Origin of the sequence: Flavobacterium aquidurense (assembly GCF_001404985.1) — a bacterium.
GTDB lineage: Bacteria > Bacteroidota > Bacteroidia > Flavobacteriales > Flavobacteriaceae > Flavobacterium > Flavobacterium aquidurense_B.
Window position 1 is genome coordinate 625,322 of sequence record NZ_JRLF01000015.1, and the last position, 14,528, is coordinate 639,849.

Annotated in this window: 13 protein-coding genes; 3 read left to right on the top strand and 10 right to left on the bottom strand. The window is 33.6% G+C overall.

Annotated elements, in window-relative coordinates:
• Positions 1 to 27: 27 nt before the first annotated feature.
• From RC62_RS21240 to RC62_RS21270, 7 genes are all read right to left on the bottom strand, one after another.
• Positions 28 to 1,389, bottom strand: coding sequence for a CsgG/HfaB family protein (locus RC62_RS21240; protein ID WP_055098345.1), 1,362 nt, complete (start codon positions 1,387 to 1,389; stop codon positions 28 to 30).
• Position 1,390: 1 nt separating this feature from the next.
• Positions 1,391 to 1,795, bottom strand: coding sequence for a curli production assembly/transport component CsgF (locus tag RC62_RS21245; protein ID WP_055098346.1), 405 nt, complete (start codon positions 1,793 to 1,795; stop codon positions 1,391 to 1,393).
• 16 nt (positions 1,796 to 1,811) lie between these two features.
• A complete protein-coding gene (locus RC62_RS21250; RefSeq protein WP_055098609.1) occupies positions 1,812 to 2,114 on the bottom strand; it encodes a CsgE family curli-type amyloid fiber assembly protein in 303 nt (100 codons plus the stop codon).
• Positions 2,115 to 2,137: 23 nt separating this feature from the next.
• Positions 2,138 to 2,542, bottom strand: a complete 405-nt coding sequence (locus RC62_RS21255; protein ID WP_055098347.1) for a hypothetical protein — start codon at positions 2,540 to 2,542, stop codon at positions 2,138 to 2,140.
• 9 nt (positions 2,543 to 2,551) lie between these two features.
• Positions 2,552 to 3,073, bottom strand: a complete 522-nt coding sequence (locus RC62_RS21260) for a hypothetical protein (RefSeq protein WP_055098348.1) — start codon at positions 3,071 to 3,073, stop codon at positions 2,552 to 2,554.
• Positions 3,074 to 3,141: 68 nt separating this feature from the next.
• The gene (locus RC62_RS21265) at positions 3,142 to 4,053 is read right to left on the bottom strand and encodes a hypothetical protein (RefSeq protein ID WP_055098349.1); all 912 of its coding nucleotides are present in this window, start codon (positions 4,051 to 4,053) and stop codon (positions 3,142 to 3,144) included.
• Between the two features lie 392 nt (positions 4,054 to 4,445).
• Complete coding sequence (locus RC62_RS21270; RefSeq protein ID WP_055098350.1) at positions 4,446 to 6,635, bottom strand: glutamine synthetase III; 2,190 nt, start codon at positions 6,633 to 6,635, stop codon at positions 4,446 to 4,448.
• Between the two features lie 428 nt (positions 6,636 to 7,063).
• On the opposite strand from RC62_RS21270, the gene RC62_RS21275 reads away from it, so the two are divergent.
• The 3 genes from RC62_RS21275 (at position 7,064) to RC62_RS21285 (ending at position 10,612) form a co-directional block, all read left to right on the top strand.
• Positions 7,064 to 8,080, top strand: a complete 1,017-nt coding sequence (locus RC62_RS21275; RefSeq protein WP_055098610.1) for a glutamine synthetase beta-grasp domain-containing protein — start codon at positions 7,064 to 7,066, stop codon at positions 8,078 to 8,080.
• 378 nt (positions 8,081 to 8,458) lie between these two features.
• Positions 8,459 to 9,427: a TerC/Alx family metal homeostasis membrane protein gene (locus tag RC62_RS21280; protein ID WP_055098351.1), complete on the top strand. Its 969-nt coding sequence runs from the start codon at positions 8,459 to 8,461 to the stop codon at positions 9,425 to 9,427.
• Between the two features lie 165 nt (positions 9,428 to 9,592).
• Positions 9,593 to 10,612 carry a hypothetical protein gene (locus RC62_RS21285; RefSeq protein ID WP_055098352.1) on the top strand — a complete coding sequence of 340 codons (1,020 nt, stop codon included), beginning with the start codon at positions 9,593 to 9,595 and terminating at the stop codon, positions 10,610 to 10,612.
• Between the two features lie 62 nt (positions 10,613 to 10,674).
• Here the strand turns inward: RC62_RS21285 and RC62_RS21290 are convergent, their stop codons facing one another.
• From RC62_RS21290 to RC62_RS21300, 3 genes are all read right to left on the bottom strand, one after another.
• The gene (locus tag RC62_RS21290) at positions 10,675 to 11,190 is read right to left on the bottom strand and encodes a hypothetical protein (RefSeq protein ID WP_055098353.1); all 516 of its coding nucleotides are present in this window, start codon (positions 11,188 to 11,190) and stop codon (positions 10,675 to 10,677) included.
• 86 nt (positions 11,191 to 11,276) lie between these two features.
• A complete protein-coding gene (locus RC62_RS21295) occupies positions 11,277 to 12,146 on the bottom strand; it encodes an alpha/beta hydrolase (protein ID WP_055098611.1) in 870 nt (289 codons plus the stop codon).
• 325 nt (positions 12,147 to 12,471) lie between these two features.
• Complete coding sequence (locus RC62_RS21300; protein WP_055098354.1) at positions 12,472 to 14,508, bottom strand: M13 family metallopeptidase; 2,037 nt, start codon at positions 14,506 to 14,508, stop codon at positions 12,472 to 12,474.
• Positions 14,509 to 14,528: the final 20 nt, after the last annotated feature.

Below are 14,528 nucleotides of genomic sequence, written 5' to 3' on the forward strand. Positions count from 1 at the left end.
TTCAGAATTGCGTTTTTTACGATTTTACTATTTTTTCTTTTTTGCGAAATAATAAGTAAGTCCCAATCCAAATTTGTAATAGTAATCATCTCTCGTTCCTGCTTTTATATAATCGACATTATCGCTGAAATTAATATTTTGCTCTGCAAATAATTTTATTCCAATTTTGTCTGCAACTAAATATTCAAGCCCTAAACCGTATTGAATTTTACTATATGTATTTTCGAATTTTTTGTTTGTAGCATATCCTCCGCCTACATATATATAAGGTGTCAACTTATCTTTGGGGAGTAAAAGCCATTCGAGATTAAGATCATAAGTAATATACCCTACATCGAGTAAATTTTTATTCGCAAGGTTTACCACATTTGTAGAGGCACTGATATTAAAACCGGGTGTTATAAAAAATTTCAAAGCACCACGACCAAAAGGTCTTAAAAGCGGATCTTGATAATCGCCGTCCATTAAAGTTGCTCCTCCTGAGATTTCGATGGCAAACGTACTTCTTCTGTTTTCTAATTCTCTTCCGTAAAGTGCTGATATATCTGCAGTTTTTGTTTCTTCGTCATACGCTTTCAACACATGATCAACTTCCGCTTTTGGAGCATCTGCTTCCCAGATATTATCTTTTATACCCTCCAGAACTAACGATTCAACGGCTTTTTCTATCGCTTCGGTTACTGCCATATGCACAGGTTCATTTGTAGTATATCCTGTTTCAACTTCTAATAATCTTTTAAAGTTTACATATCTAAATAAACTTTGATCAATTGCCTGAGATAAAATAGTTTTAGAGATATAAACTGATTTCAGAATTTTTCCGTTTGATGTCGAAATCATTCTCAGATAAATCGTAACACGGTCCTGACGGTATTTTACAGAAGCTCCTGCCCCAAAATATCGTGCGCCAAAACCTCCTGTTATTATATTAGAATCATATGAAACTATCCCGCCTTCTAATAAAACTCCGGCGTATAATAAAGGCGTTAACTGAGGTTCGTTTGGATTGGCATTTTTTACATATTCCTGACGTGTGGCTCTAATGAGATTTCGTTCCTGAAGTAAATTTCCAATATTTTCACGCTCAATTGGCACAAACCATTTAGAATCTTCCAGGGCTTTTATCAAGATAGAAGTTGCTCCCTGAGTTACGGCTGTACTAAAACTGCTTCCGTTTTCCTGAGGTTTATACTGCCCTGTCTGGTCTCTGAATTTATAGACTCCAACCACAACGGGTTCTTTCGGTTTTGGCAAATCTTTTAATAAAGAAGTAGCAGGAGTACCTTCTCCTAAAACTGCTTTTTGAACTCCGGTTGGCTGATTGTAATAAGCACCACAACCCGAAAAAAGAAATCCGAATAAAATAAGTAAGTAGTGATGTAATCTCATATCATTGATTTGGGATGATTACTTGAGTTTGTTCTCCGGTATTGGTATCTAAAATATTTAGTGTGAGCCCGTCTGAAGATGGATAAACATCTACAGAATAACTCCCAAAGGTGTAAGAACCTTGCTTAATACCATCTGTACCAAATTGTTGCTTGTAGAGTGAGCTTGAAATCTGACTTAACAACTGCGCATTTAAATTGGCTTTAAATCGTTCAAGATCAGTTTGTTGTTTTGTTTCGGTCGTTTTATCCTTCTGCTTATTCTGAGCTTCGGCACTGCTCAAAAGCCATTGATAATTAAAGGTATCTCCTCCAAAAGCCGGATTTACAGGTTTATAAACTAAAGCCTGAGCATGTATAAACGGAGACACAAGTAGAAATACTACCAGGATTATAATACATTTCATGTCGCTAATAATAAAATTAATACTGAGTGAAATATTTTCGCTGCTTTTCTTTTTCTTTAAAATAAGTAAAGGTGGCATTTACAGATTCCTCTGCAACTGCATCCAGAAACTCGTCGTCCGGTCTGGCTAAAAACTCGTAGATAACCTCGTTGTCTATAGTTATTGTTATCGCAGTATTTCTTGCAAAACTATATTCTTCACCTATTGTGACTATTTTTTCAGCATTTATTCCAATATCATTGTATTTGTAATAATACCGATCATAAAAATCCTTACCAATTTTGGTTTTGGTATCATCTGTAATAATTCCTCTTAACATAAAACCGTCAACAGGAAGCACTATTACATTGTCTTTTTTTTTTCTTCGCCCAACACCACACGGTCTTTTGCTATTATTTGTTTGTCTTCATCATAAAACAATAATAAAACGATTACCTCATCATCTTCTGAAAGATTAATTTGAGAAGTCGATAACTTTTGCAGTTCATTTGGCTGAAGGGTAAAAACACCAATCTGATCATTATTAGACTCATTATTAGTTTTACTATTATTTTTTATAACAGACATTCTGTAGCCTGCACTTCTAATGACATCTGTAAGATTCTCTGCAGTACCCGTAATTTTTACGTTGCCTTCAATCTTTTCAATTTCAAGTTTGGGCTTGATTTTGTCCTGTGGCACCTGACCATAAATTGTGGTGGTAAAAATTAGGAATATCAAAGTAATATGTCGGTTTTTAAAATGCATGTTTCAAATTTAGTTGTTGATAAGAATTATCGAAGCCCCATTGCCTGTTTGTGTAATTCTCATGTTCTTTGACAAGGAATTGGTTCCAATATTCTGAATTTTTTGATTGTCTCCTTTTTGAATCATTTCCATATTTATATTATAATTGGTATATAATGTAAAATCAGAAATCTTATTATTATCTCCCTGCTGAACAATATTCTGGGTAATTGATTTTGCTTTTTTATCTAAAAACAATTGATTGCGATCTCCATTTTGATCTACGGCAATTTTAGTTTCATTTGATTTTAAAAATGCTGTTACTTTATTTAAATCTCCTATTTGCTGTATCTGAACACCGGAAGGAATTTTAAAATTCAATTCATTCTGACCTCTTTTATCTATCAGTGAAACAATACTTAAGGCCACTTGTTTTGAATTAAACAAAGAGGAACTGTAGTTTTTAAAATCTGAATTATTCTCTTTTTCCTGTGCATAAAACACTGATGAAAAAAGAAAAATAAACACAATATTTAAAATAAAATTCTTCATCCTGATCTCTTTATAATTAAAAAATGAGATAGTCACGTTCTATGACTATCTCATTTATATTTTAAGTATTAATTGCTTTGTGCTACAGTAGATAAGTTCAATGTACCTTGTTGAATTACTACACTTGCATTCCCTGCAAAACTAGATGGAAATGTAGAATTTTGTGTTGCATAAGATTTGTTTCCATTTCCTTCCTGCAATACGTTTTCAAGATTTTTAATGCCTGTTTGTGTAACATTAGCAATATTATTATCCCCATATTGATAGTGGTTTGATACATTTTTATTTGCAGAAGAAGCTAATATTGATGCATTCTGAACTTGGCTGGAACTGTTATTATAACCTCCCTGACTAGTGTAAGCTTCATTATAATTACCTGTTTGGGTTTGAGTAGCTTCATTGCTTCCGTGAGGTTTTGCCGAAATTGAAGTTGTCAAAGGCAGCATTCCGGTAAAAACCGAAGCGCTTGCTACAGGATTTCCTGAAGTTCCCTGATCAACAGTTGCTTTATTATGGTTTCCGGTTTGTGTTTGAGTCGCTACATCCTCACCTATTAAATTACCAGAAAAGCCTAATCCGTAAGCGATATTGGTTTCGTCTTGCCAGATAGTAGCTTCATTTTCATTTCCTACCTGAGTTTGGTACGCTTTGTTTCTCCAGTTGTTTTGAGAGATATAAGCTTTATTCAATTTACCATCCTGAGATACCATAGCTAAATTGTCATGCGAAATATTCCCTACTATTGGTAATGTAATTTGTCCAGGGTTTACTCCTTGGTAAACGTCTGCTTCATTTTTGAAATTTTTCTGAATCACACTTGATTTCTGACTTGTCCCAATTTGGTTAACATATGCATCCTGACTTGATCCGGTTTGATTTACATAACTGCTATTAGGGCTGTAAGTTCCCGGTAAAACCTGCGCAAAGGCTGCGACTCCCACAAACAGCATCGCTGAGATGCTTAAAATTACTTTTTTCATAATAGATATATTTAATTGGTTATTAATACAACTTATTATGTAGGCAAGGAGGATTTGGGGAAATCGCGCTATCAAAATCGTCATTCGAAAATAAAATCAGAACGATTATTTTCTTTCTTCATGATCAAAATTAGAAAACTTATCGAAAATCAAATCAACTATAAACAGCTATTTTTCAATAGCTTAATGACTTTTCGATGAAATGTAAAACTATCTCGATGAACTGCTGAAATCTTTAAAAATATAAGTAGGAAATTACTTTGTTATTGTAATTTACTCATATTTAGTGTGCTGTATCTGCTAAAAATGAGGTTGATTCTGTATTATTTTAGCATAAAAGCAAAAAAAGCCCACCTAAATTGGCGGGCTTTGCTATAATTTTTATTTTAATATTACTTCGTAAATAGTAATTCTCTGTATTTAGTCAATGTCCAACTTTCGTCATCTACCAATAGTTCCAGTTTATCGCAATGATTTCTAATATCCTCAAAATATGGTTTTACTTTGTTACAGTAATCCTCTGCCATTTTTTGGGCATCTGTCAAATGATTGGCTGTTCTTCTTTCATTTGTCATTGCTAATACTTTAGAATTGATTCCTTCTATATGACCGGAAATCTCTTTTATAAGAACAATTTGTTCTTTGGCAATAGTTTCAAATTCCTTCCCAAAGATCTCTTTTAATCCTTTTACGTTTTCAATCAAAGTATTTTGATAGCGAATTGCTGTAGGAATAACGTGGTTTCTCGCGATATCTCCTAAAACTCTTCCTTCGATCTGGATTTTCTTAGTGTATTCTTCTAATTCTATTTCGTAACGCGCTTCTGCTTCAACATGATTTAGAATCCCTAATTCAGAGAACAAGTCTAATGCCTGTTTAGAAACTTTGGCTTTGATTGCTTCGGGCGTAGTTTTAAAATTACTTAAACCTCTTTTTGCTGCTTCTTTCTCCCAAGCTTCACTATATCCGTCGCCTTCAAAAAGTATTTTTTTAGATTGTTTAATATACTCTCTTAAAACATTAAAAATAGCATCATCTTTTTTCATGTCTTTTGACTCGATCAAAGTATCAACTTCTGTTTTAAAATCTTTTAATTGTTTGGCCACAATAGCGTTCAAAGTAGTCATTGCGTTCGAGCAGTTGGCATTTGAACCTACAGCCCTGAACTCAAATTTATTTCCTGTAAAGGCAAAAGGCGAAGTTCTGTTTCTGTCTGTATTATCTAAAAGAACATCCGGAATTTTACCTACTACGTTTAATTTTAAATCTGTTTTTTCTTCAGGAGATAATTTTCCTGTGGTAACGCTTTCTAACTCTGACAAAACTTTAGTCAATTGCGCTCCAATAAATACAGAGATAATTGCAGGCGGCGCTTCATTTGCTCCTAACCTGTGATCGTTACTTGCGGTTGCAATCGAAGCTCTTAATAAAGTTTCGTTATCGTTTACTGCTTTTATGGTATTGATAAAGAAAGTCAGGAACTGTAAGTTACTCATAGGAGTTTTACTAGGACTTAATAAATTAACTCCCGTATCTGTTGCTAACGACCAGTTATTGTGTTTTCCTGAACCGTTTACACCTTTGAATGGTTTTTCGTGAAATAAAACTTTAAAATCATGACGCTCAGCCACTCTTTGCATCACATCCATCAATAAGGAGTTATGATCTACGGCAAGATTTGTTTCTTCAAAAATTGGAGCCAACTCAAATTGATTTGGCGCAACCTCATTATGACGTGTTTTTACTGGTATTCCCAATAACATACATTCTTGCTCTAAATCTCTCATATACGTTAAGGCACGCGTTGGGATAGAACCAAAATAATGATCGTCTAATTGTTGCCCTTTTGCAGAGGTGTGTCCTAATAATGTTCTTCCGGTCATCATTAAGTCCGGACGTGAGTTTGCAAGTGCTTTGTCGATTAAAAAATATTCCTGTTCCCAGCCTAAAGTTGCCGTTACTTTTTTTACGTTTTTATCAAAATATTTACATACTTCTGTCGCTGCTTCATCCATTGCGGACAATGCTCTTAACAACGGAATTTTATTATCTAAGGCTTCTCCCGTATAGGCAATAAAAACGGTTGGAATACATAAGGTTGTTCCATATATAAATGCCGGAGAAGTTGGGTCCCACGCTGTATATCCTCTGGCTTCGAATGTATTTCTGATTCCGCCATTTGGAAAACTTGATGCATCCGGTTCTTGCTGTACTAATTGTGCCCCGCCAAATTTTTCTACAGGATCGCTTCCGTCATATGATGTTTCAAAAAAAGCATCGTGTTTTTCTGCGGTTGTTCCTGTAAGAGGCTGAAACCAGTGAGTATAATGCGTAACGCCTTTTGATAATGCCCATTCTTTCATTCCCATGGCAATATAATCTGCCAGTTTTCTGTCTATTTTAGTTCCGTGCTGAATCGCATCTCTAACTCCCTTTAAAGCATCAGAAGTCAAAAACTGCTTCATTGCTTTTTCATTAAACACATTTGCACCAAAAAGGTTAGACTTTCTGTCTATTTCTTCAAAATGTACCGGCTTTCTTGTAGAAGCTTCTTTTAAAGCTTGGAAACGTAATGTTGACATGTATATTAAGTTTAAAATTTGTAATAATTTTTACTAAAAAAAGAAGAACAAATATAAACAATAAAATAGCCTGTTTTAAAGATAAATTCCAGATTTTTATTCGATGATTTTTCAATGATCGAAGCTTTTTTCAAAGAATAATGAATTTGATTCAAAGAAATATAACAAAATAACACAGTATTATTCATTAAATAAACATTTTTTGATAATTCCTTAACCTTAAAATTCAAAAAACAGTAGTAATTTTTACGAATTTATTTTTTAATGGTGTTAAAAATTGCTTTTTTAAAAATATACCCCTCTGAAAATTGCGCTTATCCAAAAAATAATACTCAGCTAAACAAAACAGCCCCCTAATTTTTACGGCTAAAAAAATAAATCTATATTTGACCCAACGAAAAAAACAAAAAAAATTAATTTATATTATTATGGCTAAAATTAAGTTAGAGTACATTTGGTTAGATGGATATGAACCAACTCAAAATCTTAGAAGTAAAACTAAAGTTGAAGAGCATGAAAATTTCAAAGGAACATTAGAAGAACTTGGAAACTGGTCATTTGATGGTTCGTCAACAAAACAAGCCGAAGGTGGATCTTCAGACTGTCTATTAGTGCCAGTTGCAATTTACCCGGATCCAACTCGTATAAACGGATATTTAGTAATGTCTGAAGTTATGTACGCAGACGGAACTCCACACCCATCTAACGGTAGAGCTACAATTGATGATGATAATGATGATTTTTGGTTTGGTTTCGAACAAGAGTATTTCATCATGGATACTAAAACTTTATTGCCATTAGGTTTCCCTGTTGGAGGATATCCTGCTCCACAAGGTATGTACTACTGCTCTGTAGGTGGAAAAAACACACACGGAAGAAAATTAGTAGAAGAACATGCTGACTTATGTATTGCTGCCGGAATTAACTTTGAAGGAATCAACCAAGAGGTTGCTTGCGGACAATGGGAATTTCAATTATTCGCTAAAGGTGCTAAAAAAGCCGGAGACGAAATTTGGGTAGCGCGTTACTTATTAGATCGTTTGACTGAAAAATATGGTTACTATATAGAATATCACCCAAAACCACTAGGAGACACAGATTGGAATGGTTCAGGTATGCATGCTAACTTCTCTAACGAAGTATTAAGAACATGTGGAGACCAGGCTACTTACGAAAAAATCTGTGAAGCTTTCCGTCCTGTTACTGCTGAGCATATCGCGGTTTACGGAGCTTACAACGACCAACGTTTAACTGGTAAACATGAAACTGCATCTATCCACGATTTCTCTTATGGAGTTTCTGACAGAGGATGTTCAATCAGAATTCCTTTAATGACGGTTCAAAAAGGTTGGAAAGGTTGGTTAGAAGACAGAAGACCAGCTTCAAACGGTGATCCATACAAAATTGCTGCAAGAATTATCAAAACTGTTAACTCAGCGTTGTAATTTAAAGCTCAGAATATATTCTAAAAAGTGCCGTCATTTGATGGCACTTTTTTTATTACCAGTAAACCCGACAGGTTTTAAAAACCTGTCGGGTTTATCTTTGCATTCTTTGTAGAGCTACTTACGGAGATCCCTCATTCCTCGGGATGACAAAAGTGATAGTATAAAGAAAAAAAAACCGTACAAATCCGCGTTTTCGCAAAGCGAATCCATACCATCCGCGTGCCATTTACCGCAATCTTCTCATCACATACAAAACCAACATTACTAACTTAGAAAATCTTTAAGTTTATTCAGAATTTGAACACAACTTTTCGATAATAAATTTTTAAGTTAAACTTCAAAAACTATCTTTGTAAATCATTTAAAAAAAGTATCATGATAGTCTGGATTTTGTTTTTATTAGCCGTTGTTTTTATTCTTGCTTTAGACTTAGGAGTTTTTAATAAAAACCCACATATTATTAGTACGAAAGAAGCAAGTAAATGGACACTTATTTGGGTTACTTTATCATTCCTGTTTTCAGGAGTAATTTACTGGCTTTACACTACTGATTATATTGCAAATCCTGACAATCTGAAACCAGCCGTGGCTTCTATGAAGTTTATTACGGGGTATTTGATTGAGTTGTCTTTGAGTGTAGATAATATATTTGTGATTGCTATTATTTTTGCATCATTCAAAATACCACAAAAATACCAACACCGCGTTTTATTCTGGGGAATCCTGGGTGCTGTAATCTTTCGTGGATTAATGATTTTCTTTGGCGTAATGCTGATCAATAAATTTACATGGACAACTTATTTGTTTGGTGGTTTCCTAATTTTCACGGCGCTAAAAATGTTATTCTCAGGAGATGATGATGACTTTCAGCCTAAAGATTCTTTTGTATATAAAACACTTGGAAAAATTATTCCGATTACTTCTGAAATGGAAGGCGAGAAATTTTTCATTACTACAAAAACCGCAAAAAAAGCTGCTACTCCATTATTTGTAGCTTTGATTGTTATTGAGGTTATGGATGTTCTTTTTGCTGTTGATAGCGTTCCTGCAATCTTAGCCATAACATCAGACCCATTTTTAGTATTCAGTTCTAATATCTTTGCTATTTTAGGATTGCGTTCTATGTACTTTTTCCTTGCAAATATGCTGGCAAAATTCAGTTTCCTTGAATATAGTTTAGTAGCAATATTAGCTTTTGTAGGATTAAAAATGATTCTTCACGATTTTATTCACGTTCCGGAATGGGCTTCATTAGGATTTATTGCGCTTTCGCTTTTAGTAGGAATCCTTGTTTCTTTGAAATACGGAAAAGATGCAGAAGAAGCTCCTAAAGTAGAAGAATAGTTTTTCGAGACATATATTTATACAAAAGGAGATCTTACGATCTTCTTTTTTTTAGCCAATTGTTAAATTATAAGATAAATATTATAATTTAACATATAAAAGTAAGACTATATACTTATATTCAATATGTTTACCTCATTATAAACTATTTAAAAACCATTTATTATGAGAAAAATTTCCCTTTATTTAGTATTTATCTTTATTATCACTAGTTGTGACAATAAAGAAGAATTGACTTCAAAGACTAAGTCACTCAATAACCCAATGCAATTGTATATTATTAATGGATCTATAGAATATTACTCCGAAATTACGGATGGCTCAAAACCGAAACCTCCAATATTTGTATATGATATCCCAGATAAAACAGAAGAAGCAAACAATTTAACCTCAAAAAGTGAAGAGAATTCGGTTAGTATAAACTTTGCATCTGGAGTAGGAAGCTCTACAAAAAGCGGTTGTACAGTTAAAAGATATAATAATGGAAACTCTTACTATACTGATGCTGGAGTGTTTGGTTCTATTCCATACGCATATCCATATCCAGAAACTAAATCATATTTAATAAGAGGCTACGGTTCACCACATCTTAATCCGTCTTATGGTTCATTAGTTTTAACTGCAAGTAATAAAGGGCGAAAAAGTATTGGACGAACAGGTGAAGTATGGCATGACAACAACCAAAGTGGTTCTGCAATTTCCATTGAATATAATTTTAAAGCAAATGTCACATATGAAATTTCTATTAAGGTTAGTTTTTATGATAATAGATTTTCAATAGACAAAGCATATAGTGATGGTCGTCCTACTATTTTTATGCAATTAAAAGATGATGGAATAATTGAAATACTTAACGATAGGCATCAACAAGATCCATGTGAGAGCAAAGGTATAAATAGTGTAATTGGATATGGAAATTCTCATATTAATAACACAAGATCTTACACTTTAGATGGCCAATCTCTCGCTGTAGTACAAAAAACATTAGTTTTTAAATTTTCTACTACTGAAGAAAAAAAGGCTTTATTAATCTCATTACATCCTTCTACTAGTATCCCAGGATATGGAGCACCCATATCAACAAATGACTATAGTATGACTATGCCTCTAATTAATATCGTCGAAAAACCGTTTGACTCATCACTAAATGTGAACTTTCCAGAACCAACTCCTGGACGAAGATAAAGGAAAAACTAGCTAATAAAAAAGGAGATCAAAGATCTCCTTTTTTATTTTCATTCAACTTATTAGTTTAATTTCTTAACATTACTATCATCAATATTATACTTTTTAATAACAGCATCGTAATCTGAGTAATCTGCTTTATTAATTGATTTTTTAGTGTTAACACCGTCATCACCAGGAACTATAACAATACGAAAAGTTTGATTCGTTCTTAAATTAGCTGGAATAGTATTTAATTCAAACCCATCAAGATATATTTCAAAATCATCTTGAGTAAAATTAAATTTATAGGTAAAGTATACAGTCCCATCATCATAATAATATGATTCCGGAATTGGTCTCCATACATCACGCCCATTTATAACATCAACTAATCTATATACCAAAATTACATCTCCAGAATAAATTGAAGAAGGAAATTTTTGTAATATTCCATCTCCATTAGCAGCGAAATTAACATTGTTCACTTCAAAAACTGGAGCAACTGGTCCTGCAGGCCCTTCTGGTCCTTCTGGTCCTTCACAACTTGAGAACACGATTAATCCAACAACTGCGAATAAGGTAAGTATCTTTTTCATAATAATTATTTTTTTAAGGTTTATAAAGGTATTCCAAAAACCAAACCAAAAAAAGTATTTTGGATGGTTTAGCACTAAAAATGTTATTATTTTTTTGCAACCTGCTGGTTTTTAAGCAGTATTTTATTAAAAAATAACACATGGTAAGGTAGTGAATTTTCCCAGTAATCCCAAGTATGTGCTCCCGGGCGTTCTGTATAATCGTGTTCTACTTTATTATAAACCAATCTTCGGTGTAATTCTCTGTTGGGTTCTATCAAAAAATCATCAACTCCGCAATCTATAATTAGTGGTAACTTATTTACCTTTAGTTTATCCAGCATTCCCATCACGGCATATTGCTCATACATTGCCGAGCTGTCGCTTTTATCGCCAAAAACGGGCTGCATCAATTTTACTACTTGTGCAGATGATTCACGATTAAGCATCGTACTCATATCTACTGCACCACTCATGCTGCCGGCAGCACAAAATAAATCAGGATGTTTGGCAGATAAATACAATGCGCCATGACCACCCATAGAAAGTCCTGTAATTACTCTTCCGTTTCTATTGCTTATCGTTCTATAGGTTTTATCTACTTTCTGGATCACTTCTTGTGTAATAAAAGTTTCAAACTGACTTCCTTTATTTACCGGACTATCCAGATAAAAACTAAAGGTTTCACCTTCGGGCATTACAATAATGATATTATACTGGTCAGAAAGGCTCTGAACCAACTTTTTGTTTGGCGTATTTTTTAACCAATCACCAAAATGTCCATACGCACCATGCAATAAATACATAACCGGAAATGCCGATTTGCTTTTTGAGTACGAATTAGGCAAAACAACCGCAGCTTTGTAGGTTTTGCTCATAGCGGTACTTGCCACTTGCAAAGTATCTACTTTTGCAGCATAACTTACTGAACAAGCGCATAAAAGAACCGTAAATACTAGAATTCTAAAGTTTTTCATATTTATTTTTTTCTGATTAGGGATTGTAAATATACCCTTTTCTAAATAAATCATATGAAAAATCCCACCAGTTTTTAGCAGTCCGTTTATCTATTTGTGATATTTTTTCAGACTATACTATTTAAAAAAGTTTGCCACTAATTATTCGAATTTCCACTAATTAGATTATGACTAAAATGATTTTATTTCACGCAGATTCAAAAGATTTAAGCAGATGTAAACAGATTTTTTAATTTTAAATCTAAATAAAATTTGCCAGAATCTTCGTGAAACAAAAAACCATTCGACGCAACGAATGGTTTATATATAACTTACAATTTATTTTTTACCAGATTACGACTCTTAAGCTATCGGGCTGATACATTTTATCTCCTTTTTTGACATTGAATGCTTTATGAAATTCCGGTATATTACTTAAAGGTCCGTTAATTCTAAATTGTTCCGGCGAATGAACATCGGTCATGATTTGGTTAATTTTAGATTCATCCCTTCTGTTAATCATCCACGAATAAGCATAGGCCAGAAAATAACGCTGATCAGGTGTCAAACCGCTAATTTTTTCTTTGTCTTTAAACTGGGCTGTTTTCTGAAATGCTTCATAACCCATAATTACTCCGCCTAAATCTGCAATATTTTCACCTTGAGTGGCATCTCCGTTAATGTGTTTTCCTAAAACAGAAAATTTATTATACTGATTTACGATTAATTGTGTTTTAGCTTTGAATTTTTTCAAATCTTCTGGTGTCCACCAATTATTCAAGTTTCCTTTTTCGTCATATTGACTTCCCTGATCATCAAAACCATGTGTGATTTCATGTCCAAAGAAAGATCCGCCAATTATTCCGTACAAAATAGCATCATCAGGCATGCGCCCTTCATAACCCGGAACAATAATATTACAAGCCGGAATCACGATTTCGTTATTACTTGGATTATAATATGCATTATAGGTTTGTGGCTGCATTATCCACTCGTTTCTGTCAACCGGTTTTCCGTATTTATTGATCATAAACTTATAATCCCAAATATAGGCGTTCATAACATTTGCACAATACGAATTTCTATTGATAGAAAGTTGGCTCATATCTTTCCATTTATCCGGATATCCCAACTTCATCACCATTTTACTTAATTTATATAATGCTTTTTGTTTGGTAGCTTCACTCATCCAGTCTAACTTTTTGATATGCGAAGCAAATACATCACGAATATTGTTTCCTATTTCAAGTAATTTTTCCTTTACCCCTTTTGGCATATAATCAGCAACATAAACCTGACCTATTAATTCTCCCAGAGACAGATCTGTTTGCTCGACTACTCTTTTCCATCGTGATTTTTGAGTCGCAACACCATTTAGTGTTGTGGCATAGAATTTAAAGTTTTCTTTTTCTATAGCTTTCGTCAAATATGGCGCATATGCACTTACAAGACTCCACTTTAAATATGTTTTCCATTCTTCGACAGAATAACTTTTAATGGTTTTATTTAATGCTTTAAAGAATTCCGGCTGACCTACAATAACCGAATCTGCTTTTGCAATTCCCAAAACAGGAAGCACTTTTTTCCAGTCGATATCCGGTGTAATTGTATTGAATTTTTCTACAGAAAGTTTATTGTAATTTGCCAGCGGATCACGAAGAGCTTCTAATTTTCTGGATGATTTTGCCAGTTCAGTTTCGAGTTTCATAATCGTTGCAGCATTTTTTACCGCAACAGATTCCTCGTCTCCCATAGCTCGCATCATAGTTTTAAGATGCGCTAAATAAGCTGAACGAATTTCTACATTTCGTTTGTCTAAATCAAGATAATAATCACGTTGTTTCATTCCTAAACCACCTTGTCCAAAAAACAAAGCATATTTAGTACTGATTTTATCATCTTGCGAAATATAAAATGTAAATCCCGGCTCTGCTCCTACAGTTTGCAAATGCGCCATTGTGTTTACTAATCCTGAAATATCTTTTATTTCATTGATTTTCCTGATTTCGGCATTTAGCGGCGACAAACCAGCTTTTTCAATGGCAATCGTATCCATTCCAGAAGCATAAAAATCACCTATTTTTTGTTTGTTACTTCCTTTTGCTGCAGATTCATCTTTAGCCGAGTTTTCGCAGATACTTTTTATTTGACTGTTAATCGTATCATTGATCGTTCGCATTATTCCGTTACTGCTTTCGGTAGGCAAAATAGGATTTCTTTTGAACCAGCCATTATTGGCATAATTAAAAAAATCTTCAGCAGGATTTACCGTTGTATCGCGATTGGTAATTAAAGGATCAGGAAAAGCTGTTTCTTTTTTGCTACAGCTAAAAAATGTCATTCCGATAAGCAGGAATGCTATAGGTTTTCTAAATAAACTCATTAAGTTATAAAATTTGGTTG